Origin of the sequence: Aminobacter sp. J44 (assembly GCF_007829415.1) — a bacterium.
GTDB lineage: Bacteria > Pseudomonadota > Alphaproteobacteria > Rhizobiales > Rhizobiaceae > Aerobium.
This window is the reverse complement of sequence record NZ_VLJG01000009.1, coordinates 82,485-106,971: the sequence shown is the minus strand read 5'-3', so window position 1 is coordinate 106,971 and position 24,487 is coordinate 82,485. Positions and strand designations below refer to the sequence as shown.

Annotated in this window: 20 protein-coding genes; 6 read left to right on the top strand and 14 right to left on the bottom strand. The window is 62.7% G+C overall.

Annotated features, from left to right (window positions below; all coding sequences use genetic code 11):
* Positions 1 to 756 (top strand): AMP-binding protein (locus tag L610_RS05220; protein WP_144703068.1); only part of this gene is annotated, 756 nt, incomplete at its 5' end.
* Positions 757 to 1,240: 484 nt separating this feature from the next.
* Here L610_RS05220 and L610_RS05215 read toward each other — a convergent pair.
* Positions 1,241 to 2,431, bottom strand: coding sequence for a Bcr/CflA family efflux MFS transporter (locus L610_RS05215; protein WP_186441346.1), 1,191 nt, complete (start codon positions 2,429 to 2,431; stop codon positions 1,241 to 1,243).
* A gap of 66 nt (positions 2,432 to 2,497) precedes the next feature.
* On the bottom strand, positions 2,498 to 2,965 hold the full coding sequence (locus tag L610_RS05210) for a MarR family winged helix-turn-helix transcriptional regulator (protein ID WP_186441344.1): 468 nt from the start codon (positions 2,963 to 2,965) through the stop codon (positions 2,498 to 2,500).
* Positions 2,966 to 3,100: 135 nt separating this feature from the next.
* Between L610_RS05210 and L610_RS05205 the strand changes: the two genes are divergently transcribed.
* The 3 genes from L610_RS05205 (at position 3,101) to L610_RS05195 (ending at position 7,038) form a co-directional block, all read left to right on the top strand.
* The gene (locus tag L610_RS05205; protein WP_186441343.1) at positions 3,101 to 4,504 is read left to right on the top strand and encodes an MFS transporter; all 1,404 of its coding nucleotides are present in this window, start codon (positions 3,101 to 3,103) and stop codon (positions 4,502 to 4,504) included.
* Between the two features lie 68 nt (positions 4,505 to 4,572).
* Entirely contained in the window at positions 4,573 to 5,157 is a 585-nt protein-coding gene (locus tag L610_RS05200) for a DNA-3-methyladenine glycosylase (protein WP_144703055.1), read from the top strand.
* 81 nt (positions 5,158 to 5,238) lie between these two features.
* Positions 5,239 to 7,038 carry a glycoside hydrolase family 15 protein gene (locus tag L610_RS05195; protein ID WP_144703051.1) on the top strand — a complete coding sequence of 600 codons (1,800 nt, stop codon included), beginning with the start codon at positions 5,239 to 5,241 and terminating at the stop codon, positions 7,036 to 7,038.
* Here the strand turns inward: L610_RS05195 and L610_RS05190 are convergent.
* The 5 genes from L610_RS05190 to L610_RS05170 all read right to left on the bottom strand — a co-directional run bounded on the left by L610_RS05190 (position 7,035) and on the right by L610_RS05170 (position 12,811).
* Positions 7,035 to 8,468, bottom strand: a complete 1,434-nt coding sequence (locus tag L610_RS05190) for a trehalose-6-phosphate synthase (RefSeq protein ID WP_144703048.1) — start codon at positions 8,466 to 8,468, stop codon at positions 7,035 to 7,037. The genes L610_RS05195 and L610_RS05190 overlap by 4 nt on opposite strands.
* Before the next feature lie 79 nt (positions 8,469 to 8,547).
* Positions 8,548 to 9,321, bottom strand: a complete 774-nt coding sequence (otsB, locus tag L610_RS05185; RefSeq protein ID WP_144703045.1) for a trehalose-phosphatase — start codon at positions 9,319 to 9,321, stop codon at positions 8,548 to 8,550.
* Positions 9,322 to 9,430: 109 nt separating this feature from the next.
* Entirely contained in the window at positions 9,431 to 10,669 is a 1,239-nt protein-coding gene (locus tag L610_RS05180) for a saccharopine dehydrogenase family protein (protein WP_024848324.1), read from the bottom strand.
* Between the two features lie 36 nt (positions 10,670 to 10,705).
* Positions 10,706 to 11,818: a carboxynorspermidine decarboxylase gene (locus tag L610_RS05175; RefSeq protein WP_144703042.1), complete on the bottom strand. Its 1,113-nt coding sequence runs from the start codon at positions 11,816 to 11,818 to the stop codon at positions 10,706 to 10,708.
* Positions 11,819 to 12,298: 480 nt separating this feature from the next.
* On the bottom strand, positions 12,299 to 12,811 hold the full coding sequence (locus tag L610_RS05170) for an NUDIX hydrolase (protein WP_246658923.1): 513 nt from the start codon (positions 12,809 to 12,811) through the stop codon (positions 12,299 to 12,301).
* Positions 12,812 to 13,265: 454 nt separating this feature from the next.
* On the opposite strand from L610_RS05170, the gene L610_RS05165 reads away from it, so the two are divergent.
* A complete protein-coding gene (locus L610_RS05165) occupies positions 13,266 to 15,596 on the top strand; it encodes a Tex family protein (protein WP_024848320.1) in 2,331 nt (776 codons plus the stop codon).
* A gap of 54 nt (positions 15,597 to 15,650) precedes the next feature.
* Here the strand turns inward: L610_RS05165 and L610_RS05160 are convergent, their stop codons facing one another.
* From L610_RS05160 to L610_RS05145, 4 genes are all read right to left on the bottom strand, one after another.
* The gene (locus L610_RS05160) at positions 15,651 to 15,842 is read right to left on the bottom strand and encodes a DUF3008 family protein (protein ID WP_144703039.1); all 192 of its coding nucleotides are present in this window, start codon (positions 15,840 to 15,842) and stop codon (positions 15,651 to 15,653) included.
* A gap of 65 nt (positions 15,843 to 15,907) precedes the next feature.
* A complete protein-coding gene (locus L610_RS05155; RefSeq protein ID WP_144703036.1) occupies positions 15,908 to 16,972 on the bottom strand; it encodes an ABC transporter ATP-binding protein in 1,065 nt (354 codons plus the stop codon).
* Positions 16,972 to 18,645: an iron ABC transporter permease gene (locus tag L610_RS05150; protein WP_144703033.1), complete on the bottom strand. Its 1,674-nt coding sequence runs from the start codon at positions 18,643 to 18,645 to the stop codon at positions 16,972 to 16,974. Before L610_RS05150 ends, L610_RS05155 begins: the two co-directional genes overlap by 1 nt.
* Before the next feature lie 18 nt (positions 18,646 to 18,663).
* A complete protein-coding gene (locus L610_RS05145; RefSeq protein ID WP_024848316.1) occupies positions 18,664 to 19,659 on the bottom strand; it encodes an ABC transporter substrate-binding protein in 996 nt (331 codons plus the stop codon).
* Between the two features lie 357 nt (positions 19,660 to 20,016).
* On the opposite strand from L610_RS05145, the gene L610_RS05140 reads away from it, so the two are divergent.
* Positions 20,017 to 21,243: an MFS transporter gene (locus L610_RS05140; RefSeq protein WP_144703030.1), complete on the top strand. Its 1,227-nt coding sequence runs from the start codon at positions 20,017 to 20,019 to the stop codon at positions 21,241 to 21,243.
* 1 nt (position 21,244) lies between these two features.
* Here the strand turns inward: L610_RS05140 and L610_RS05135 are convergent, their stop codons facing one another.
* Genes L610_RS05135 through L610_RS05125 form a run of 3 tightly spaced genes read right to left on the bottom strand, consistent with a single transcriptional unit; the run spans position 21,245 to position 24,438 of the window.
* The gene (locus L610_RS05135; protein ID WP_024848315.1) at positions 21,245 to 22,387 is read right to left on the bottom strand and encodes a fumarylacetoacetate hydrolase family protein; all 1,143 of its coding nucleotides are present in this window, start codon (positions 22,385 to 22,387) and stop codon (positions 21,245 to 21,247) included.
* Positions 22,388 to 22,414: 27 nt separating this feature from the next.
* Positions 22,415 to 23,404: a D-erythronate dehydrogenase gene (gene denD / locus L610_RS05130; protein ID WP_024848314.1), complete on the bottom strand. Its 990-nt coding sequence runs from the start codon at positions 23,402 to 23,404 to the stop codon at positions 22,415 to 22,417.
* A complete protein-coding gene (locus tag L610_RS05125; RefSeq protein WP_024848313.1) occupies positions 23,401 to 24,438 on the bottom strand; it encodes a LacI family DNA-binding transcriptional regulator in 1,038 nt (345 codons plus the stop codon). Before L610_RS05125 ends, denD begins: the two co-directional genes overlap by 4 nt.
* Positions 24,439 to 24,487: the final 49 nt, after the last annotated feature.

Sequence of the window (24,487 nt, the reverse complement as noted above, 5' to 3'; positions counted from 1 at the left end):
AATGTCGTCGGCGAGAAGAAGGTGCCGATCGTCGACACCTGGTGGCAGACCGAAACCGGCGGCATCCTGATCACCCCGCTGCCGGGCGCAACGGACCTGAAGCCAGGTTCAGCGACACGGCCGTTCTTCGGCGTCCAGCCGCAGCTCGTCGACAATGACGGCAACGTCCTCGAAGGGGCTGCCGACGGCAATCTGTGCATCATCGCCTCGTGGCCGGGACAGATGCGCACCGTCTATGGCGACCATGAGCGCTTCATCCAGACCTATTTTTCCACCTACAAGGGCAAGTACTTTACCGGCGACGGCTGCCGCCGCGACGAGGACGGCTATTACTGGATCACCGGCCGCGTCGATGACGTCATCAACGTCTCGGGCCACCGCATGGGCACGGCGGAAGTCGAATCCGCGCTCGTCTCCCATGAAAAGGTCTCGGAAGCAGCCGTCGTCGGCTATCCGCACCCGATCAAGGGTCAGGGCATCTACTGCTACGTGACGCTGATGGCGGGCGAGGAAGGTTCGGACGAATTACGCAAGGAGCTGATTGCGCATGTGCGCAAGGAAATCGGCCCGATCGCCTCGCCGGATCTGATCCAGTTCTCACCGGGCCTGCCGAAGACGCGTTCGGGCAAGATCATGCGCCGCATTCTGCGCAAGATCGCCGAGGACGACTTCGAGTCGCTCGGCGACACCTCGACGCTTGCCGACCCCGCCGTCGTCACCGATCTGATCGAGAACCGGCAGAACAAAAGGGCCTGAGGCGAAGCCTCGCTAACCATCAAGCATCACAGCGCCGCGCATCACCCGCGGCGCTGTTCTTTTGGCGAGGCCGTGCAGCAAGGTTATGCCGTCACCAGACCGTCACCGCGGTGCGGCTCAAGCATTCCGGCCTGGATCCTCGGGTCGMGCCCGAGGATGACGATTGGATTGACGAGAAAGAACTCTGCAGTGGCGCAGGTGCCTGCCAGAAGCGTTCAGCCGCCCGGCCTTTTTGACCTAACGATTAAGTCCCAACCTCGTCATCCTCGGGCCCGACCCGAGGATCCAGGCCGGAACGCTGCCAACAAACCAGCAGTGGCGAGTAACAAATCAAACCCTCTCCATTAGCCTTCCATAATATTACCCGCCGGTAGGGTAGGGGAGGGGAGAGCAGGGGAGGGTACCATGAAGCTCGGGGCACTCCTCTTGCTAGCTACTGAGTCTCCTCAAGGAAGACCCAACCATCGATGTGGTCCGACCGCTTTCAGCCCCGCCTGTAGCGCAGGAAGAACAGCAACCAACAGATCACATAGGCCGCGGTGAGGATCACGCCGCAGCCGAGTTCGTGGTCGATGAACGTTCCGGCGAGGAAGCTGCAGATCACGCCGACCGTCATCTGGAAGCAGCCATAAACACCTGAGGCGGCGGCGACCATTGGCCCCGCGTCGCTCAGGGTCATGCCGACCGAAACCGGCCCAAGCGCGCCGGCGGAAAACAGCACGATGCAGCTCAAGGTGATTACCAGCACCGGATTGAGGAAATCCCCGATCGCACCGGCGAGGAAAATAAGGCCGGCGGCAACGCCGATCATGGAGAAGGTCAGAGAAATCATTTTGTTGCTGACCTTCCCGACGATCGAGCGCGTGAGCATCGTCCCCAGCGCAGCCGCGCCGAGCGTGCCCCCGACGCTGTAGCCGACAGCCTGAATGCTGAGCCCCATCTCGCTGTGCAGGATGAAGGGCGCAGAGACGAAGTAGGCGTAGCAGGCCGTCGAGCCCAGCGCGCCGCCAACCGCCGACTGCAGGTAATTGCGGTTGCGGACGAGCCCGACAAAGTCGGCCGCCATCTTGCCGAGGCTGAAGCTGCCAGTCGGATTGCCTGTCTCGGGCAGCCGGACGGCCGAAAGAGCAATCGCGGTAAGCCCCATCAGCGACAGGAAGATGAAGGTCGTGCGCCAGCCGAGCAGTTCGGCAATCTGGGCACCAACGACCGGCGCGACACCCGGGCCGATCAGCAGGATCATGTTCAGGACAGCGATGTTGCGCGTTGCTGCCGCGCCCTTATTGGTATCGGCAACGATAACCCGGGTGAGCGAAAGCCCGGCCGCTCCGCCGAGTGCCTGAACGAGACGTGCGACCAGCAGCAGTTCGACACTCGGGGCAAGAAAGCAGCCGACGGAGCCCGCGAGAAAGACGGAGAGGCCGATTAGCACCGCGCGGCGGCGCCCGAAGGCGTCGGCAAGCGAGCCGTAGATCAGCTGGCCGATCGCAAGGCCGAGAATGTAGATGGTGACGGTGAGCTGGATGGTCGGGCCGTCCGTCGCCAGCGCCTCGGCGGCGCGCGGCAGGGCCGGCACGAAGATGTGCATGGCGAGCGTGCCGCTGAAGGCGATCAGCACGAGCAGGGCGAGCGAAACGCGGACAGGTGCGTCGGCACGCGAAGCAGGTTGGGACATGGTACCAGGAAGGAAAAGGAGGAAACTGAAAACGGTAAGAGCCGGCCGAACCGGCATGCAGGTGTTTCAGCCGCTGGCAAGCCGCGCCATCACCTTTGCAAACACTGTCCGAACCACGGCAAGCTCGTCATCGGTCACGTCTGAAAACAGACGCCTTTCGATCTCGACGATCTGCCCAATCAGCCGCTCGGCACACTCCCTGCCGGCCTGCGTGAGCGAAATCAGCTTGCCGCGCCTGTCCGCCGGATCGGCGATGCACTCGACCAGGCCGCGGCGCGACAGGACGCCGATGACCCTGACAAGCGCGGTCGGATCGAGGCCGAGTTCATCGGCGAGATGTTTCTGCCGCACGGGCTCATCAAGATCGTAGAGCAGGATCAACGGCGCCCGGGTCCCTTCGGTAAACCCCTCCTCCCGGAACACCTCGTCAACATGGCGCCGCCACCTCCGCAGCACTCCTCCGAAGAGACGCCCGAGGCGGTCACGGCCCGTCGCACCGAAGTGGCGGTCGAAGGATTTGACGATAGATGACATGTCATGCATATAGACGAGGCTCACAGCTCAGGCAACAGGGCTGTCGATAACGTCCGCCTGACCGGCCATCTGCTACTGCCGTACCATTTCCGCCTTTCAGACCTTTTCAGACTTCAAGCACGATCCTCTAAGACCATGCCCCAAGAACTTTCCGCCTCGGCCAAGCGGACCATCTTCGCCGTCCTCATGTGCTGCGCATTTCTTGCGATGCTCGACAGCCAGATCGTCGCAACGGCCTTGCCAACTATCGTGCAGGAGTTCGGCGGCATGGAGCAGTACAGCTGGGTTGCGGCGTCGTACCTGATCACCCACAGCGCGGTGATGCCGATTTCCGGCAAGCTGGGCGACCTGTTTGGCCGCAAGACGGTGCTCCTCGCGGCAGTGGTGATTTTCCTGCTCGGCTCGCTTGCCTGCGGCGTTGCTCCGTCGATGAACAGCTTGATCGCCGCGCGCCTTTTCCAGGGACTCGGGGCAGGTGGCATCATTGTCTCGGTCTTCGCCGTCACCGGTGACCTCTTTGAGCCACGCGAGCGAGCCAGGTACCAGAGCTTCTCGAGCTTGGTCCTGCTCTTGTCCGCTGCCGTCGGCCCGGTCCTGGGCGGCGTGATGACGGAGTATTGGGGGTGGCGTTCGATCTTCCTCGCGAACTTGCCGCTCGGCGGGGTTGCGCTCGTGCTGCTGATCAAGGTGCTGCCAGACCAGCCGACGGGCCGCAAGCCGAAGATCGACTATCTTGGCGGCACGGTGATCGCCGCACTCGTCACCTGCCTCGTCATCTGGTCCGACAGCCCGCAGCTGTTCGGAAGCTTCACCGCACAGCCAGCCATTGCCCTGCTCGTAGGTCTGATCATCCTTTCTTTCGTGTTCGTCTGGGCCGAGCGGCGCGCGCCAGAGCCAATCATCGCGCTGTCGATCCTCAGGCATAGAGTGATCTGGAAACTGCTCGCTATTTCGGTGGGTGCCGGCTCGATTGCGCTTGGCCTTGCCAACTTCCACGCACTCTACCTGCAGAAGACCACCGGCCTGGCACCCTCGGCGGCCGGCTCCTTCTTCATCGTGCTGATGCTGGGCATTTCAGCTGGGTCGCTGGTCAGCGGCCGCTGGATCTCGCGCACCGGCCAGTACCGCAAGGTGATGTGCCTTGGCCTTGCCGGATGCGCGGTGATGTTCCTGCTGCTTGCCTTCCTGCCGGCTGGCCAGCCGCTTTGGGTTTTGGGAGTTCTTTTCGCCGGCCTCGGCCTCACCAGCGGTCTTGGACAGCAGGTGCCGACGCTGCTGGCACAATTACATGCCCCAAAGAAGGACCTCGGCTCAACGACCGGTGCGGTGAGCCTGTTCCGGATCGCGGGTGCTGCGGTCGCAACCTCACTCTATGGCTCGATACTCAACCAGCGTCTGCCTTCGGAGGGCAGCGCTGCCGCAGCCGATCTGGGTCCAGCCGAATTTGCCCATGCATTTACGGGCGTGTACGGTCTCGCCGCTGCGGTGATGGTCGCCTGCTGCATCCTCGGTGCAACCCTGCCTGCGAAGCAGGACTAGCGAAAGGGAGGGCGCGGAACGATCCCACAGCAAACAGGTTGAGGAGCGGATTCAGCGCTTTGCCTTCCATGACAGAACTTCCCTCGCTTGCTCCTCCCGCCGACTTCTTCGCTCGCTACGCCGTGTCGGTGGCACGGGAGCTGATCGGCTTCCAACTTCTCGTAGACGGAGTAGGGGGCATCATCGTCGAGACGGAAGCCTATACGCCGGATGATCCGGCGTCACATAGTTTTAGCGGCAAGACTGCGCGCAACGCCGCGATGTTCGGCGATCCCGGGACCGCTTACGTCTATCGCTCCTACGGCATCCACTGGTGTCTCAATGTGGTGTGTGAACCGGGCAGTGCCGTGCTCCTGCGCGCGCTGGAGCCGACTTCCGGTATCGAGCACATGCAGGTGCGCCGCGGCATGGAGAAATTGCGCCTGCTGGCTGCGGGCCCGGGGCGGTTATGCCAGGCGCTCGCCGTCGACATTTCGCTGAACGGGCGGTCACTGCAGGGCGCTCCATTTCAGCTGCGCTTGCCTGCCCGACCGCATCCTGTCGCTTGCGGTCCGCGCATCGGCATCTCGCGCGCCGTCGAACAGCCATGGCGGTTCGGTCTTGCCGGCTCCCGCTTCATTTCGAAGCCGTTTCCGCTGGGGCAGCACGAATAACTAACGAGCTCAAGATTTCGGCTGGCTTTCGCCAGCCTCTCCACGCAGATTTTGCAGAGCCCCCAGCTGAAAGGAAAAGGCATGACCGCAGGTCCCGCAACCTCCACCCTCGATCTCGGCGTGATCGGCAACGCGGCGGCCGCTGCGCTGGTAGACCGCAACGCCAGCATCGTCTGGATGTGCGCGCCACGCATGGACGGTGATCCGGTTTTCTGCAGCCTGCTGCGCAATGGGGATCAGGGGGAGGGCGCATGGACGATCTCGCTGGAGCGGCTAGCCCACAGCGAGCAGAGATACCTGCGCAACACCGCCATTATCGAAACCATCCTGACGGACGACGATGGCAGCCGCCTGCGGATCACCGACTTCGCGCCGCGCTTCAAATCGGCCGGTCGCATCTTCCGGCCGCAGATGATCGTCCGGCTGGTCGAGCCGATCGAGGGCTCACCACGCATGACGATGCGCGTGCGACCGCTCCACGACTATGGCGCTGCGGTGCCCGACACAACGAGGGGCACCAGCCACATCCGCTACCTGCTGGGCGATCAGGTACTTCGCCTGACCACGAACGCGCCTGTGGAGTTCATTGAGCGCAGCCGCCCTTTTCTGGTTGATCGCCCATACGCGTTCTTGCTCGGCCCCGACGAGCGGCTTTCAGAGGGCCCTGTCCAGCTCGCACGCCGGTTCCTGGAAGAGACGCAGGACTACTGGTTCGAATGGGTCCGCTACCTCTCTGTGCCTATCGACTACCAGGACGTTGTCATCCGCTCGGCGATAACTCTGAAGCTCTGCTCGAACGAGGAGACCGGCGGCATCGTCGCCGCACTGACGACCTCGATTCCCGAATACGGCGCGAGCGGCCGGACCTGGGACTACCGCTTCTGCTGGCTGCGTGACTCCTACTTTACCGTCAAGGCGCTGAACCTGCTCGGCGCGACCAAGACGATGGAAGACTATCTCGCCTATGTCTCCAATATCGCCGCGAGTTCACCGGACGGCTACCTGCAACCGCTGTTTGGCCTCGGCCTGGAGCGGCGGGTCGATGAGGTGATTGTTGACGGGCTGCCAGGTTATCGCGGGTATGGCCCGGTCCGCCGGGGCAATGCCGCCTACACGCAAGTTCAGAACGACGGCTACGGTTCCGTCATCCTGGCGATCACCCAGTGTTTCTTTGACGAGCGGCTGCCGACCATGGGCGGGCTAGCCCTCTACGAGCGGCTGGAGCGGCTTGGCGAGCAGGCAGCCAACCGATGGAACCAGACGGACGCCGGACTGTGGGAATTCCGCACGCGCGGCGCGATCCACACCCATTCGGCAATCATGTGCTGGGCAGCGTGCGACCGGCTCGCCAAGATCGGAGCCCGGCTCGGCCTCACCAAACGCACAGCATACTGGCGCGGTCACGCCGATCGCATTCATACCGGCATCCTAGAGCAGGCATGGAACGAAGAATTGCAAAGCTTCGTCTCGAGTTTCGGCGGCAAGGACCTCGATGCAAGCCTGCTGATGATTGCGGAGCTTGGCTTCCTGCCGGCGCACGATCCGCGCTTCCTCGCAACCCTGCATGCGTGCGAGCAGCACCTGCGCTTCGGCAACCACCTTTATCGCTACCGCACGCCCGACGATTTTGGCGAGCCGGAAACGGCGTTCACCGCCTGTACATTCTGGCTGATCGACGCTCTTGCACGCGCCGGGCGCCACGCCGACGCGCGGCAGATCTTCGAAGACGTCCTCTCGCGCCGCAACCACCTTGGCCTCTTATCGGAGGGCCTGCACGTGGACACAGGCGAGTTGTGGGGCAACTTCCCGCAGACCTATTCGATGGTCGGCCTGATCTACGCGGCGATGCACCTGTCGCGGCGCTGGGAAGACGTACTCTAGCTGCTTTGCGCGGTGCGCTCGCCCGGAAGGACCTGATCGGCGAGGTCTTTGGCCGGAGCAGCACCAGCCCCTTCGAGCACGTTCAGGAACGAATTCAGCCAGGCGCGCGCGTCCTGCTGGAACACTTTTTGGCGCAGCGCTGCGTGGCGCTCGCGCCGCTCGTCCAACGGCATTTCGAGGGCACGATGCAGCTGGCGCGCCATCTCGTCGATGTCGTACGGGTTGACGATAAGGGCCTCGGTTAGCTCTTCCGCCGCGCCAGCGAACTGTGACAAGACCAGAACGCCCGGGTCGCTCGGCTTCTGCGCGGCGACATATTCCTTGGCGACCAGGTTCATGCCGTCACGTAGCGGCGTGACAAAACCCACCTGGCTGCCGCGATAGAGCGGCGCCAGAACCTCACGCGGGATAGCGCGATTGATGTAGCGCAGCGGCGTCCAGTTGAAGTCGGCGAAGCGGCCGTTGATCGAACCGGTGAGAGTTTCGAGTTCGATGCGGATGTCCGCATAGGCATCAACCGCCTCGCGAGTAGGGGAGGCGACCTGCAGAAAGCTGACCTTCTTCGAAAGCTCCGGATGCTGTTCGAGCAGCCGCCCGAATGCTTTGAACCGTTCCGGCAGGCCCTTGGAATAGTCGAGCCGGTCGAGGCCGATGATCTGCCGGCGGCCCAGGATCCTGCGCCGCATCTGATCCATCACAACTTCATCATCGGCTTCAATCGCCATGTCGGCAAAACCCGCCGCGTCGATCCCTATCGGGAACCGGTCGATACGCAGGATCCGGTCGCCGAAGCTGAACGTGTTTTCATCCAGCTGCTCCGCGGTGGCACTTTCGACCAGGTAGTGCCTGAGATTGTTGACGTCGGTCTGTGTCTGGAAGCCGATCAGGTCGTAGTTGAGCAACGCATCCACCAGCCGCGTGTGTTCCGGCGCGGCCGAAAGCAGGTCGCTCGGCGGGAAGGGGATGTGCAGGAAGAAACCGATCTTCTGCCGGCAGCCGAGCTGACGCAAAAATCCGGCGAGCGGGATGAGATGGTAGTCGTGCACCCAAATGAGGTCGTCGGGGTTCAGGAACCGCATGAGCTGCCGCGCGAAGGTCTCGTTAACGCGCCAGTAGCTCTCCGAAAATTCCGTCTGGTAGTCGACGAGGTCGAGCCGGTAGTGAAACATCGGCCATAGGACACTGTTGGCGTAGCCGAGGTAGTAGTTGGCGAGGTCCTCGGCAGACAGCGAAGCAGCAATGCGTTCAACCTTGCCGATGGTCTCTACCTGCGGCTCTGCCCCGGTCGTTCCGTCTTCCTCGCCATCCCAGCCGAACCAGATGCCTCCGCGCTCCTTCAGCGCATCGGCAAGCCCGACCGCGAGCCCGCCGGAATGGGCACCTGCCCGAAGGTCAGCAACGCGATTGGATACGATGACAAGCCTGCTCATTAGTTCAGCTATCCCCGCGGGCCTGCGATCATCGAAGCGAGACCGGACCCTTCTTCATCAGCGCCAACAATCTCAACGTTCACTCTGTTCCCTGTCCCGCGGCCCGGTCGTCCAGCACTTGTGCGAGGTAGCGGGTCACGTCGCGCACGGAGGCGAGGCGGTAGTTCGCTGAAGTCGCTCCCGCCCCAACCTTGACCGTGACGCCAAGCATCCCGTTGACGATCCCGAACCCTGCCTCATCGGTCACGTCGTCACCGGCGAAAAAGGGCAGGCGCCCGGCAAAAGGGGGCTGCGCCATGAACTCGGCGATCGCATCGCCCTTGGTGAGCTGCGCCAGTGTCAGCTCGATCACCATCTTGCCCGGCAGCAGGCGGATGCGCCGGTCGCGCTTGGCAAGCTCGCGTGCAAAGTCTCGGCAGATCGTTTCGAGCTCCGGACGCTTGCGATAATGCAGGGCAACCGAGCCGGACTTTGCCTCTGCCAGCAGGCCGCGCTGTAGCGATGTAAACTCAACGACAGCAGAGACGATGTCTGCGAGGAGATCGGAGTCGACCTCCGCACGTCGGACCACGCCCTCGCCGTTGCGCAGTTCTGCTCCATGCACCCCGGCCATCGGCAGTCGCAACGGATGGAGCATCGTTTCAAGCTGGACGAGGCTGCGCCCCGACACGACGGCAACGGCGCCGCGTGTCGCGTCCTGCAGGCGCGCAAGAACGTCGAGCGTCTCCTGTGCCACCCGCGCTTCGAGCGGATCGGAGACTATTTCGGCAAGAGTCCCGTCGAGGTCGAGGAAGAAGGCGGTCCCTCTAGGCGACAGGATGGGTGGCGGAGAGTTGTGCGAAGGGTCTGGCATTTGTCCTGCAAATGCCGCTGCTTCGACTTCGTTCCCCCGCAACCGCAGTCATCCACAGCGGCTTGAAAAAGAACGGCCCGGGCGAGTGCTCCAGGCCGTGCTGATTTCATCAGAAGGTGAGATCGCGGTCGCCGTTCTCATCCTTGATCCGGGTCGGCAGGCCGATCTTGTTTAGGAGGCCGAGGAACGGCTGCGGCGGCAGGTCCTCGACATTCGCCATCTTCTTCACGTCCCACTCGCCGGTGGCGATCAACATCGCCGCGGCGACGGCCGGAACGCCGGCGGTGTAGGAGATGCCCTGGCTGCCGACTTCCTCGTAGGCTTCCTTGTGGTCCGCGACGTTGTAGATGAAGACCTCTCGCTCCTTGCCATCCTTGGTGCCCTTGACGAGGTCACCAATGCAAGTCTTGCCGGTGTAGTCGGGCGCGAGCGAGCTTGGATCCGGCAGCACGGCCTTCACCACCTTCAGCGGAACCACCTCGAGGCCCTCGGCGGTCTTGATCGGCTGCTCGGAAAGCAGGCCGAGGTTCTTCAGCACCGTGAAGACGTTGATGTAGTGGTCCGAGAAGCCCATCCAGAAGCGGACGTTCGGGACGCCCAGATTCTGCGACAGCGAGTGGACCTCGTCGTGGCCGGTCATGTAGGCCTTCTGCTTGCCGACGACGGGCAGGTCCCACTCCTTGCCGATCTCGAACATCTTGTTCGAGACCCACTGACCGTTCTGCCACGACCAGACCTGGCCGGTGAATTCGCGGAAGTTGATCTCCGGGTCGAAGTTGGTCGCGAACCAGCGGCCGTGGCTGCCGGCGTTGATGTCGACGATGTCGATGGAGTCGACCTTGTCGAAGTACTCATCAAGGGCGAGCTTGGCATAGGCGTTGACGACGCCCGGGTCGAAACCTGCGCCAAGAATAGCCGTCACACCGGCCTTCTCGCACTCCTCGCGACGCTTCCACTCGTAGTTCGCGTACCACGGCGGTGTCTCGCAGATCTTCAGCGGATCCTCGTGGATAGCCGTGTCGATGTAGGCCGCACCGGTGGCGATGCAGGCCGACATGACCGACATGTTCAGGAAGGCGGAGCCCACGTTAATGACGATCTGGGCACCGGTCTTCTCGATCAGCGCCTTCGTGGCGTCCACATCCAGCGCGTTCAGCGCGTGGGCTTCCAGCTTGCCGTCGGTCTTGAGAGCATTCTTCTCCCGAACGGAAGCCACGATGGCCTCGCACTTGGCCAGCGTGCGCGAAGCGATATGGATGTCGCCAAGCACATCGTTGTTCTGGGCACACTTGTGCGCGACGACCTGCGCCACGCCTCCGGCACCGATGATGAGGACGTTCTTTTTCATTCCGTGCGTGAACTCCATGCAACAGGGGAGGTTAACTCAGGAGAGGCTCGACTCGTAGTCGTCGTAGCCAAACTCGCGAACGGTGCGGATCGATCCGTCCAGCTCGCGGATTGCGATAGCGGGCATGGCCACGCCGTTGAACCAGTTCTTCTTGACCATCGTGTAGCCGGCGGCGTCCTGCACCGAAATGCGGTCGCCGACCTTCAGGGGCTCTGGGAAGCGGAACGTGCCGAAGATGTCGCCAGCCAGGCACGACTTGCCGCAGATCATGATCTCGTGGTCGCCCTGGTTCGGCGCGATCTTCGCGTTCTCGCGGTAGATCAACAGGTCGAGCATATGCGCCTCGATCGATGAGTCGACCACGGCGAGGTGCTTGCCGTTGAACAGCGTGTCGAGCACGGTCACCTCAAGAGTCGTCGACTTGGTGATCGAAGCCTCACCCGGCTCGAGATAGACCTGCACGCCGAACTTCTGCGAGAAGGCCTTGAGGCGCGCGCAGAAGTCGTCGATTGGGTAGCCTTCGCCGGTGAAGTGGATGCCGCCGCCAAGGCTGACCCACTCGGCGCGCTTCAGGAGCTCGCCGAACCGCTCCTCGATCTGGTCAAGCATGCGGGAGAACAGGCCGAAGTCGCTATTCTCGCAGTTGTTGTGGATCATGAAGCCGGTGATCTTGTCCATAACCGGCAGCACCTTCTCCTGGTCCCACTCGCCCAGGCGCGAGAACGAACGCGCCGGATCGGCAAGGTCAAAGGACGAGGACGATACGCCGGGGTTGAGGCGAAGGCCGCGCACGATGCCCGCAGCATTACCCGCAAAGCGCTCCAGCTGCTGGATCGAGTTGAAGATGATCTTGTCCGAGTAGGACACGGCCTCATCGATCTCATGGTCAGCCCACGCCACCGAATAGGCGTGCGTCTCGCCGCCGAAGCGCTGGCGGCCAAGGCGCACCTCGTTGAGCGACGACGAGGTCGTGCCGTCCATGTGCTCGCGCATCAGGTCGAACACCGACCAGGTGGCAAAGCACTTCAACGCCAGCAGCGCCTTCGCGCCCGACTGCTCGCGCACGCGGTCGATCTTCTGCATGTTCGCCAGAAGCTTGGACTTGTCGATCAGGTAGTAAGGCGTACGCGGCTCGCTCGAAGCGGACATGGGCAGACCTGCTAATTCTTGCCGGCATTTGCCGGAATTACGGGAGATGGATCACGCAGCGGTGTGCCAGCCGCGTGGGAAGTTAATGCTCAGCTGCCAGCCTCGCCGAGGTTGGCAGGCATCGTCTATGCCGAAGTAACAAGCGCTTTCGCGCTGTTACCTCGGCGTGGGTACGGAAAATTCGGCCTGAATGGCAGGCGCAACTGGGGCGTCATACCGGCGAAGGTATCACGGAGACTGGCATCGCACGCTCTCATGAGCGGCATGCTCGAAGGTTCTTCCGTTTGGGTGGCTTCCAGTACGACTGGGCCCATCCCCAATTGGAAGAGGGCGTCGCACATCATGGCGTCCTCTCCAACCAGTAGATGAAGCTGCATCATAAGCAGGCGGGCCTTATAGCACCAATGGAGCGGCGATCAATAATTTCATTGGCCGCCGCTTCAGTTTCTCCCGTTAAACTTGCGTTGGCGATAACGCGCCTCACGAAGCGGGTAGTATACGCCGCCGTGGCTGTCTGGTGAGGATTTCCGGTTCCTCGGCGAGGCGCGCAAGGAACTCGGCAAGCTCAGGTTCGTCGATCAGCTTCGCAGCTTCACTGACGTTAAACCAGCGCCGCTTCCGCCTACCCGCATCCTGCCAATGCGTCAGCGTCCCCCGCACCCGGAAGCCGAAGAGGGTAACCCGGCAGGGGAGGGGGGGGCCGACCTCCCGATCGCTCATGCAGCTGTATTCGGCAACGATGTTGGGGCCGATGTCACCAATGACGCCGGCCTCCTCGAAGGCCTCAATGGCAGCGGCCATGAACGGCGCCTGTCCGCTGGCGGGCCAGCCCTTTGGCACGACCCAGCGCCGCCGCTTCAAGGACGTGATGAGCAAGATCTGCAACTCGCCATTACCGGAGAGCCGCCACGGCAGAACACCGTATTGCCGGGCGGACGCTTCGAGAACTGCAGGACGCGGGTGGGTTTCAACCTGTTCGATGATCGCGGTCAACGCAGCCCTCCCATGCCGTCACGTGGATGGATCGGGGCGGGCACCTTGCACCACGGGCAGCGCCAGGCGGCTCGCGGAAGGGTTCGACGGCAGGAAGGACAGATCGGGCGGTTCCAGAAATGGTACATTGGCACGCTCCAGCTTGGCGATGCCGTTAGCATCGCAAAAGCCGCTATGTTCTTGAGGCTGTGCCCGGAGCGTCCTGGTCAGGTGCGGCGTTCAGGATGAAGAACGACGCTCCGGGCCGAAGTCCGCGCTTCGCCGGCAAGCCTCGTCATTCTGATGAACGTTTTCATGCACATAACTTCAATGTGGGGATTTTTTCGGCGTTTTCAAGGCGTTAGCAGGCGCTATAGACAGCAGAAGCCCTGCGCCGGATGTCGCACCTCACAAAGGTTAGAAATCACCTCCGTGCGTGGGTACGGTGCCCCGTTCTTCTGATTCCGTGTGAGTTATGGCTACAGACATCAAAAAGCTTGCCGCCCGTATCGCCGACGAGATCGGAGCACGACCGCAACAGGCCGAGGCAGCGATCGGGCTGCTGGACGAGGGAGCGACCGTCCCGTTCATCGCCCGCTACCGCAAGGAAGTCACCGGCGGGCTGGATGACACGCAGCTTCGTCTTCTCTCTGAACGGCTGATCTACCTGCGCGAACTGGAAGCGCGGCGCGAGACGATCCTCAACTCGATCCGCGAGCAGGGCAAGCTGACCCCGGCGCTGGAAGCCGGCATCGCGGCGGCTGCTACCAAGGCGGACCTTGAGGACCTTTACCTTCCCTACAAGCCGAAGCGCCGCACCAAGGCGCAGATCGCGATCGAGCGCGGCCTGCTGCCACTGGCCGAGGCAATCCTTGCCAATCGTGCTTCACTGCCGGGCGAGCTGGCAGCCGGCTACATCACCGACGAAGTGCCGGACGTGAAGTCGGCGCTGGAAGGTGCGCGCGACATTATCGCCGAGCGGGTCTCGGAAAATGCTGAACTGATCGGCAAGCTGCGCAACTACATGAAGGAGCACGCCTTCCTGCGCTCCCGCGTGATCGAGGGTAAGCAAGAAGCCGGTGCCAAGTTCTCAGACTATTTCGACCACGTCGAACGCTGGGCGACGGTACCGAGCCACCGCGCGCTCGCCATGTTGCGCGGACGCAACGAGGACGTGCTGGCGCTCGACATAGAGGTCGATGCCGACGATCCGTCGCCGATAAAGCCGGTGGTGCGGATGATCGCCAACGCCTACGACATCGGCTCGACGCTGCCGGGCGATGCTTGGTTGCTCGACGTCGCTGGCTGGACCTGGCGCGTGAAGCTGTCGTTGTCACTCTCGCTCGACCTCATGCGCGACATGCGCGAGCGTGCTGACGAAGAGGCGATCAACGTCTTTGCCCGCAACCTCAAGGACCTGCTGCTGGCCGCGCCCGCCGGCTCGCGTCCGACCATGGGCCTCGACCCCGGCATCCGTACCGGCGTGAAGGTGGCGGTTGTCGACGGGACGGGCAAGGTGCTCGCAACGACGACGGTATACCCGTTCCCGCCGAAGAACGACGTGCGTGGCACGCAGGCCGAACTCGCCTCGCTGATCCGCAAGCACAATGTCGAGCTGATCGCTATCGGCAATGGCACCGGTAGCCGCGAGACCGAAAAACTGGTCGCCGAGATGATCTCCGACATGCCGCCGCCGAAGCCGATCAAGGTGATCGTTTCGGAAGCGGGCGCCTCCGTCTATTCCGCATCCGAAACCGCTGCGGCCGAATTTCCCGACCTCGACGTGTCGCTGCGCGGCGCGGTCTCGATTGCCCGCCGCCTGCAGGACCCGCTCGCCGAGCTCGTGAAGATCGAGCCGAAGTCAATCGGCGTCGGCCAGTACCAGCACGACGTCGACCAGTATCGCCTCGCACGCGCGCTGGACGCGGTGGTCGAGGACGCGGTGAACGCGGTCGGCGTCGACCTCAACACGGCTTCCGCTTCGCTGCTCGCGCGCGTGTCGGGCCTCGGCTCCTCTCTCGCCGAAGCCATTGTGGCGCATCGAAATGCCAACGGCCCGTTCAGGAGCCGAAAGGAACTGCTGAACGTTGCGCGGCTTGGCCAGCGCACCTTTGAGCAGAGCGCGGGCTTCCTGCGCATCCGCGACGGTGACGAGCCGCTCGATGCTTCAGCGGTGCACCCGGAAGCCTATGGCGTTGCCCGAAAGATCGTCCAGGCCTGCGGCCGTGACGTGCGCGCGTTGATGGGTGACGCTGCCGCCCTCAAGGCGCTCGATCCGCGGGTCTTCGTTGACGAACGCTTCGGCCTTCCGACGGTCAAGGACATAATTGCCGAGTTGGAAAAGCCCGGCCGCGACCCGCGCCCGGCCTTCAAGACCGCAACCTTCGCGGAAGGCATCGATGACATCAAGGACCTCAAGCCCGGCATGGTGCTTGAAGGGACGGTGACCAACGTCGCCGCCTTCGGCGCCTTCGTTGACATCGGCGTCCACCAGGACGGCCTGGTGCACGTGTCGCAGCTGGCCGATCGCTTCATCAAGGATCCGCATGAGGTGGTGAAGGCAGGCGACGTGGTGAAGGTCACCGTCACAGAGGTCGACATCAAGCGCAATCGCATCGGGCTGTCGATGCGCAAGGATGCTGGTGCCGGCGGCGGGCGCTCCAATGAACGTCCCGCAAGCGGCGGACGACAAAATATGCCGCAGCACGCCAGGGGTAGTGGCCGCAACGATCGTTCTCGTGAGGGCGGGGCAGGGCAGGGAGCGCTGGGAGCCGCTCTCGCCGCAGCCTTCAACAAGAAGAAATAGGCATCAATACAAAGGGCGGCACTCCGGCCGCCCTTTCTCATTCCATTCGGGAATTTACTTGTCCTTGTCGACGTGCTCGGGCTTGCCCTTGCGCTTGGTGGAGGCCAACTCGTCGAGCTGCTTCTCGCTCATCGACTCGTACATGTCGCGGGACGCGCCCTTGAGGTCGCTCTTCTTCGCGTCGCCGCGCTTGGCAGAGAGTGCCGCGCCGGCGGCTTTCTGCTGCGCCTTTGATTTGGCTGGCATGACACATCTCCTTCTCCAGCTTCGTCATCCGAACGCCGGAGAAGGAAAAATGTTCGGCCGAAGCCTTATGGCAGAACGTGCAGCGAAGCCTGCGACGGCGAGGCGAAGACCCGCGAACCCTGCTGGAACAGGCCGCGTTCGCCGGGGTTGGAAACGTCGACCAGCCACTCGCCGAGACCTTCGACATCAAGCAGATACTCGGCCACGTTGCCGAGGAACATGGCGCGCTTCACCGTAGCAGCGAAGATGCCGCTCTCGTCCGAAAGCGAAATTGCTTCCGGACGCAGCACCAGTTCGACGTTCGTGCCGTCCGGCTTGGTGGTCGGGTTCGCCAGGGTGAAGTGCTTGCCGGAGATCTCGACGCCGCCGGGTACGACCTTGCCCTTGACGAAGTTCGCCTTTCCAATGAAGTCGGCAACGAAGCGGCTGGCCGGGCGCGCGTAGACCTCGCACGGCGAGCCGATTTGCTCGACCACACCTCCATTCATCACGACGATCTGGTCGGAAATGCTCATCGCCTCGATCTGGTCGTGCGTCACGTAGAGCGAGGTGATGCCGAGGCGCTGCTGCAGTTCGCGGATTTCGACGCGCATCGTCTCGCGCAGCTTCGCATCGAGGTTCGACAGCGGTTCATCGAACAGGAGCACGCGCGGCTCCATGACGATCGCGCGGGCAAGCGCGACGCGCTGCTGCTGGCCGCCCGAGAGCTGGTTCGGCGAGCGCTTCTGCATCGCGGTCAGGCCGGTGATCTCGAGGATGCGGTCGGCCTTGGCCTTGATCTCGGATGCAGAAAGACCCTTCAGCCGCAGGCCGAAGACGACGTTCTCGTAGACCGACAGGTGCGGGAAGATCGCGTAGGACTGGAAAACCATCGCCGCATCACGGCGGTTCGGCGCGACATTGTTCATGCGACGCTCGCCGAACATGATGTCGCCCGAGGTCGGTTCCTCGAAGCCGGCGATCATACGCAGGAGCGTGGTCTTGCCGCAGCCTGAGGGGCCGAGCAGCGTGACGAGCTGGCCGGGTTCAACCGTCAGGTTGACGCTTCGAACCGCCTGGACGGTCCTTTCCGGTGCATCAGGGCTTGCGAACTGCTTGTTCAGCTCGCGGATGACGACAGCCTCAGCCATCAGAACCTCACCATGTTCGTATGTCTCGTCATGCGATTGACGAAGGCGTTGATGACGCCGATTGCGACCAGCACGATCAGAATCACCAGGATCGAGTAGGCCGCGGCGACGCCGAGACGACCGGAGCCAACCTGATTGAGGATCTGCACCGTCATCAGGTTCCAGTTCGCGGAAACGAGGAAGATCGCGGCGCTGATCGCGGTCATGGCACGTACAAAGGCGTAGACGAGACCGGAGAAAAATGCCGGCGCGATCAGCGGCAGCGTCACCTTGCGGAACGTCGTCAGCGAGCTCGCGCCGAGGTTCTGCGCAGCTTCCTCGATCGACGGATCGATCTGGCGCAGCACTGCGATGCCCGACTGGATGCCCACCGGCACGTAGCGGAACAGGAAGCAGAGCACCAGGACCGTCAGCGTGCCGGTCAGGATCAGCGGATAGCTGTTGAACGCAAGGATGTAGCCGATGCCGACCACGGTGCCCGGCACTGCGTAGGACAGGATCGAGCCAAACTCCATCGCGCTCTTGCCCGGGAAGTTGCGGCGCACGACGAGGAAGGCGACCAGCATGCCGAAGAGACCGCTGATCGGAGTAGTGATCAGCGCGATGATCAGCGTGTCGGTGACGGTCTTGAAGCCGACGTTGAAGACATAGGCGAAGTGCGCCAGCGTCAGCGTGTAGTCGAACCCCCAGACCTTGGTAATCGCGCCGACAACAATGACCGTGTAGAATGCCACGACGATCAGCGCGAACAGCAGCACGAAGGCATAAAGCAGCCACTTGACCGGGTCGCTGACGATTTTCGACGTCGAAGCGGTCGGCTTACCGGTGACGGTCACGTACTGCCGCTTGGAGAGCCAGTAGCGCTGGATAGCGAATGCCGTGATCGACGGGATGATCAGGATAACGGCAAGCATCGCGCCCCGCGGCAAGTTGAACGAGCCGGTGATCTCCAGATAGGCCTGCGGCGCCAGCATCGGGAAGGCAGCGCCCGCCAGCACCAGCGGATTGCCGAAGTCTGCGAGCGACTCGATGAAGACGATGAGGAACGCGCTGGCAATACCCGGCAGAGTCAGCGGGAAGGTGACCTTCCAGAAGGTCTGCCAGCGGCTCGCGCCAATATTCAGCGCTGCGTCCTCAAGGGTGGGAGAGATAGAAGCAAGCACGCCCCGCAGCGAGAGATAGGCGATCGGCGCGAAGGTGAAGACCTGCGACAGCACCACGCCGTGAAAGCCGTAGATGCTGAAGTCCTGCAAGCCCATCAGCTGCTTTGTGATCAGGCCGTTGAAGCCGAACAGAAACAGGATCGACACCGCCGACACGAAGGGCGGCGAGATGATCGGCAGGATCGTGATGAGGTGCAGCAGCTTCTTGAACGGCACGTCGAGACGCGTCAGCACGAAGGCTGCAACATAGCCGATGACAACGCCGAACAGGCCGACGAGCGCGCCTACAGAAAGACTGTTGGCGAGCGCGTTGCGGTAAAGCTTGCGCTCCGCCAGCAATCCGTAGTGGTCAAGAGTCCAGACCCCGCGCTCCTGGAAGCTGGCGATGAAGACCATCGCCAGCGGATAGACGACGAACACGAGAATCGAGACAAAGATGACCCCGACCAGCGCGAGAAGAATGGGATCTCGCGCCAGGATGCGGAGCTGCGATCTTGCGTTCGTCAGCACGGTGTCAACTCGCTCTAGTTACTGACCCAGAACTTCTTCGACCCAGCGGTCAACCAGCCGCTGACGGTTCTCGGAAGCGAACTTGGCCTCGTACGGCACCAGCTTGATGTCGCTGAGTGTCGGGATGCCTTCACCGGCCGAGACATCGCTGCGGATCGGCAGGAAGTAGGTCTTGTTTTCGGAAAGCTTCGCCTGGCCCGCAGCCGAAGTCATCCAGTCGACCAGCTTCTTGGCGTCGTCGACATTCGGCGCGTCCTTGAGGATCGACATGGCAGCGACTTCGTAGCCAACGCCCTCGCTCGGGAACACGACCTTGACCGGGAAACCCTCATCAAGGAGCTTCAGGAAGCCCGGCGAGAACTGCAGCGCGATCGGCGTCTCGCCAACGCCCAGAGCGCCCGACGGAGCGGTGCCGCTCTGGGTGTAGGTCTGGACGTTCGGGTTCAGCGCCTTCATGTATTCAAAGGCCTTGTCCTCGCCCCACAGCTCGTTGAGCGTCAGGATGACCGCGTAGGCAGTGCCCGACGACTGGGGCGACGGCATCTGGATCAGGCCGCGATAAGCCTCATTGGTGAGGTCTTCCCACGAGGACGGAATCGGCGCGCCGCGGCTCTCGAGGATGTCGGTGCGCACGCCAACCGCCAGCGGGTTGGTGTAGATCGCATGCCAGTATCCCTCGGCGTCCTTGAAGTTCTCGGCGAGGTCGCCCGAATTGGCCGAAACGTAAGGCTGGGTCAGGCCGCGCTCCTTGGCGAGAATGTGGTTCTCGCTCGGCGCACCAAACCAGACGTCGGCCTGCGGGCGGCTCGCCTCGGCCTCGATGCGAGACAGCGCAGGGCCGGACGACAGGAAGACCATCTCGACGTTAACGCCGGTATCGGCTTTGAACGCATCAAGGATCTTGGTCGCGTTCTCCTCGTCAACGCTGGTGTAGATGACAAGCGCGTTTGCCGAGCTTGCGGCCATCAGGGTAGCGAACGAAGCGGCGATGATCTGGGTCAAGGGAAACTTCATTTTAACCTCCCAATAGGGTTCGGGCCGGCTTTTGGCCGGCCTGTCTCGTTTCGCCGGCAAACTATCCGGCGCCTGATTTCGCGTCAACGAATGGACAGGTGACCTAAAGTCAGGAGTGGATAACCTGTTCGTTTCGCCCGTTTATTCGGTTCCATAATGCGGATTATGCCACTCGGAACTGTTGGTGATTTCAGGCGATGTTCGCTGTTGCGAATGCCGCATGCCTCCTGTTCTATCGGCACTGACGCGAACAGATTGGGGCCCTGCGCAGCCGATGTCGATCAATATCTACCGGGAGTCTGCCTGCAGCGCATTTCCGGGCTTCCCCACACCCAGGCGTCCACATGGACGAACGGAATGAAGTCCTTGGATTCAAAGGAACATTCCCTCTGGTTCACCAGTGCGATGGGCCTCGCGCAGATCTGCTCCTGGGGCACGTTGTTCTACGGATTTCCGTTGATCGCCCTCAACACGGGGTCCTCACGGCGCACGACTAAGTATGCGCCAAACCCGACACTCTACGGCGCGGCGACCATCGGCATGCTACTTGGCGGACTCGCCGCTTATCCTGTCGGCACGGCAATCGACCAGGGCCTCGGTCGCTACCTGATGTCGGGAGCATCCGTGGTGGCGGCGCTCCTCTATGTCATCTGGTCGCAGGTCGACACCGTCGTACCGTTCTACCTTGTACTGGCAGTGCTGGGACTCATGCAGGCCGCGACTCTCTATGATCCCGCGTTCGCGGTAATCGCCCGGCGGTTCGGCCCGGCCAGGGCTCGAAGCGGCATCACCACCCTCACGCTGTGGGGCGGGTTTGCCAGCACCGTCTTCATCCCGCTTATCCAGTTCACGATCGACATCTATGGCTGGCGCAGTGCCTTGCTGCTGATGGCAGCTGTCAACTTTTTCATCTGCGGCGGGCTCTACTTCCTCGTCATCAATCCGAAGCGCGACGAGACGGTGCACCTGCTGCAGTCGGGAGCGACCGCGAGCAACACAGGGCGCGGTGCCGTGCGGGCAGCGATGCGCCTTCCCTCCTACTGGGGACTAATGGTTGCCTGGATTTCCTACGCCATCGCGATTTCGACGCTGACCTACCACTTCTTCCCGCTGCTGATCGAACGCGGACTGAGTTCAGCCGGTGCGGTCGCGGTGCTCAGCGTCATCGGCCCGGCGCAAGTTGCCGGGCGCGTTGTCGTCGTGGCTTTTGCTGGGCGCGCACCAATTCGCATCGTCGGCTCGTTCACCGTGATCGTCTTTCCGCTCGCCATCCTGTGCTTCGCGTTTGCACCGCCCGAAGTGCTGATGTTGAGCGCGGTAGCTGCCGTCTACGGCGCCGCGAACGGGATAGCGACAATCGTGCGCGGCACCTCTGTGCCGGAGATGATCTCCAACACCCACTACGGCGCGATCAACGGCTCGCTAGTTGGGCCGATGAACATGACTACGGCGCTGGTACCGCTCGGCGCCGCCTTCCTTTGGGAAGCGACCGGCAGCTATGACGCGGTACTAGCCGCCATGTTCCTCGGATCGCTCTGCCTTTGCGCCGGTTTCTGGTTCGCAGCGATAAAGGCGCGGCGGTAGCTCAAAGCAGACCAGCGGAAGCGAGGTCGCGCATCAGGTGGCTAGCGCCGTAGGTCCAGCGCGAGCACTCGTTGCTTAGCCGCACCCGGTTCACGAGCGCGCCCAGAGAGGGCGTGGAGATGGTGACGATGTCGTTGAGGTGATGGGTAAATCCCTTTCCCGCCCCGTCACGATCCTGGATCGGCGCGAACATGGTGCCGAGATAGAGCACCAGGCCGTCCGGATACTGGTGGTGGTCGCCGATCGCGGCCGCAACGAGCGACTCAGGTGTGCGCGAAATCCGGCTCATCGATGAAGAGCCTTCCAGGACGAAGCCGTCCTCGCCGCGCACCTCGAGCCCGATCTCCATTGTTTTTACCGTGTTCAGCGAGAAGCTGTCGTCGAATAGGCGGATGAACGGCCCGAGTGCTGCCGAGGCGTTGTTGTCCTTCGCCTTGCCCAGAAGCAGTGCCGAGCGGCCCTCGACATCACGCAGATTGACGTCGTTGCCGAGTGTCGCGCCGACGATGCGCCCTCCTGATGACACGACAACCGCCACCTCCGGCTCCGGATTGTTCCAGCTGGAGACCGGGTGCAGCCCGACATCTGCGCCGTAACCGACGCTCGCCATTGGCTGGCACTTGGTGAAGATCTCCGGGTCCGGTCCAATGCCGACTTCAAGATATTGGCTCCAGACGCCGCGCTCGATCAGGCGCTGCTTGACCGCCACCGCCATTTCGGAACCGGGAACGAGTGCCGAAAGGTCCTCGCCGATCAGTTCGAGAATGTCGCCGCGCAAATCGTCGGCTCGGGCGGGGTCGCCCTTCGCCTGTTCCTCGATGACGCGCTCCAGGAGGCTGACGACGAAGGTCACGCCTGATGCTTTTACCGCCTGCAAATCGATGGGCGACAGGAGCAGCGGCTTCCCCGCGTCGCGCTGCTCGAGGCTGTTGGCGAGCGCATCATCCACACGGCCTACCGCCCGGCCTTCGGCATAACGCACATAGGCCACAGGTTCTTCCATCTCGCAGATGTCGCGCACGGTGGGCGCCGCCCGCGAAGTGATGTCGACAAGCTGCCCGTCGCGGATGGTGACGACACAGGGATGGGGGGTGTCCGGCACCTTTGCACGGCCGAGAAAAACACCCTCGTTGAAAGCATCCATCACTCTTCCTCCCACTTGCCTGCGCCGTCAGACGCCGATTCGCCCGCTGAGCTCGTCCTCGATATGCACGCGAATGATCTCATCGAACGAGCTCTCGGCGGCAAAACCGAGCGTCTTTGCTCGGCTAGCGTCAAAATCCTTCGCCCAGCCGTCAACCATTTCGATGATCAGCGGGTCCGGCTCACGCCGGATCAGCTTCACGGCCTTCTCTCCGGCAGCGCGCCGCAGCGCCTCGATTTGTTCGCCGACCGTGGCGGAAAGGCCCGGCATGTTGAGATTGCGGCGACTGCCAAGCACCGCCGTATCCATCGCCGCCGCCTGCTTCAGGAATCTGACCGCGCTGCGGGGGCTGACGTGCCAGTGGCGCACGTTCTCATCGACCGGCAGCACCGCCTCCTGGCCGACCAGCGGCTCGCGCAGGATCGAGGAGAAGAAGCCGGATGCCGCCTTATTCGGCTTGCCGGGGCGAATGCAGACGGTCGGCATGCGGATGCCGACGCCATCGACGAAGCCACGGCGCGAATAGTCAGCGAGCAGCAGCTCGCCGATCGCTTTCTGCGTGCCGTAGCTGGTGCGTGGCGTCGTGAAAAACTCGTCGCTGATCTTGTCCGGGAACGGTGCACCGAACACCGCAATCGACGAGGTGAAGACCAACCGCGGACAGTAAGGCTCTTTTGCACTTGCCTGGCGGATCGCCTCGAGAAGATATCGCGTGCCATCGAGGTTGATGGCATATCCCTTGTCGAAGTCGAGTTCGGCTTCGCCGGAAACGATCGCGGCAAGGTGAAAGATGATGTCAGGCCGGTCGGCGATAAGCCGCGCCGCCACCGCCGGATCAGAAATGTCTACGGCCGCGATGTCGAAGCCGATGCTGCTTCCGCCTGGCTTTTCCGGCGCAACCACATCTGCCAGCTTCATGCGCGAGATCGCCTTGCCGCCGAGCTCGCCGTCGGCAACGAGCGAGTGTGTCAGCTTGCGGCCGAGCATGCCCGCCGCGCCGATGATCAGGATGTTCATGTCCGAGCACCTCCCCTGTCGGTGCTTTGCCGCACCTTCAATTCGTAACCGATGTCGACAGCAGCCGGGCTCGGCCGCTCGCCGCGTGCGGCGGCGATCACCATCTCGATCGCGCGACGACCTACGTCGTAGCGGTGGGTGCGGATCGAGGAGATCGAGGGCACGCTCGTGGCGGAATATTCGAGGTCATTGTAACCCATGATGCCGAACTGGTCGGGCACGCGGATGCGCCGCCGCTGGCACTCGAACAGCGCGCCGAGCGCCATATCGTCATTGTTGCAGAACACCGCGTCGGCGTCGGGCACCATGGCGAGGAAGTCGGCAAAGATCTGGCTGCCGAGCGTCACCGAGGACGGCATTGGCGTCGTCAGGATCAGCCGCTCGTCATAGAGCCCCGCGTCGTGCATCACCTGCTCGTAGCCCTCAAGACGCCGTCGCGCGCGCGGGTCCATCCGCGCGCCGATGAAACCAATGCGGCGATAGCCCTGCTCGATAAGGTGGCGCGCGGCAGCTCGCCCCCCTTCGCGATGGTCGAAGCCGATCATCATGTCGATCGGGTCGTCGTTGTAGTCCATGATCTGGACCACGGGGCAGCCAATGCCCGCCAGGAGCGCGCGGGCAGCCGGTGTCTGGTCGACGCCGGAGACGATCAGCCCTGCAGGGCGCTGCGAGCCAAACACCTTCAGCAACTCCTCCTCCTTGCGCGAGGTGTAGCGCGTATTGCCAAGCTGGACCTGATAGGGTGAGCCCTCGATCGCGTCGTAGATGCCGCGTAGCACGTCGGAGAAGACCTGATTGGTGACCGAAGGGATGATGACACCGATGATCGGCGTCGTTGCCGAGGCAAGCGCCCTCGCAGCCTGGTTAGGGGCATAGCCGAGCCGTTCCACCGCATCGGCCACACGTTTGCGCACCTTCTCCGAAACAATGTGGGGCGTGCGCAAAGCTCGTGATGCGGTGATAACGCTCACATCAGCAGCCTCCGCAACATCTTTCAATGTTATCGCCTTGTAAGTGTTCTTATTTTTCTTCAATACCTACCCCGATCCGCTCCTCTGATCTCCCGCGGATGTTGACAATGAC

Bases quoted from the DNA above. Each gene is read 5' to 3' on its own strand.
- L610_RS05160 (WP_144703039.1), bottom strand. From the start codon at position 15,842: ATGCCAGCCAAATCAAAGGCGCAGCAGAAAGCCGCCGGCGCGGCACTC.
- denD (WP_024848314.1), bottom strand. From the start codon at position 23,404: ATGAACATCCTGATCATCGGCGCGGCGGGCATGCTCGGCCGCAAGCTG.
- L610_RS05135 (WP_024848315.1), bottom strand. From the start codon at position 22,387: ATGGATGCTTTCAACGAGGGTGTTTTTCTCGGCCGTGCAAAGGTGCCG.
- L610_RS05175 (WP_144703042.1), bottom strand. From the start codon at position 11,818: ATGTCCGCTTCGAGCGAGCCGCGTACGCCTTACTACCTGATCGACAAG.
- otsB (WP_144703045.1), bottom strand. From the start codon at position 9,321: ATGCCAGACCCTTCGCACAACTCTCCGCCACCCATCCTGTCGCCTAGA.
- L610_RS05200 (WP_144703055.1), top strand. From the start codon at position 4,573: ATGACAGAACTTCCCTCGCTTGCTCCTCCCGCCGACTTCTTCGCTCGC.
- L610_RS05195 (WP_144703051.1), top strand. From the start codon at position 5,239: ATGACCGCAGGTCCCGCAACCTCCACCCTCGATCTCGGCGTGATCGGC.
- L610_RS05190 (WP_144703048.1), bottom strand. From the start codon at position 8,468: ATGAGCAGGCTTGTCATCGTATCCAATCGCGTTGCTGACCTTCGGGCA.
- L610_RS05140 (WP_144703030.1), top strand. From the start codon at position 20,017: ATGAAGTCCTTGGATTCAAAGGAACATTCCCTCTGGTTCACCAGTGCG.
- L610_RS05210 (WP_186441344.1), bottom strand. From the start codon at position 2,965: ATGTCATCTATCGTCAAATCCTTCGACCGCCACTTCGGTGCGACGGGC.
- L610_RS05205 (WP_186441343.1), top strand. From the start codon at position 3,101: ATGCCCCAAGAACTTTCCGCCTCGGCCAAGCGGACCATCTTCGCCGTC.
- L610_RS05215 (WP_186441346.1), bottom strand. From the start codon at position 2,431: ATGTCCCAACCTGCTTCGCGTGCCGACGCACCTGTCCGCGTTTCGCTC.
- L610_RS05145 (WP_024848316.1), bottom strand. From the start codon at position 19,659: ATGAAGTTTCCCTTGACCCAGATCATCGCCGCTTCGTTCGCTACCCTG.
- L610_RS05155 (WP_144703036.1), bottom strand. From the start codon at position 16,972: ATGGCTGAGGCTGTCGTCATCCGCGAGCTGAACAAGCAGTTCGCAAGC.
- L610_RS05165 (WP_024848320.1), top strand. From the start codon at position 13,266: ATGGCTACAGACATCAAAAAGCTTGCCGCCCGTATCGCCGACGAGATC.
- L610_RS05180 (WP_024848324.1), bottom strand. From the start codon at position 10,669: ATGAAAAAGAACGTCCTCATCATCGGTGCCGGAGGCGTGGCGCAGGTC.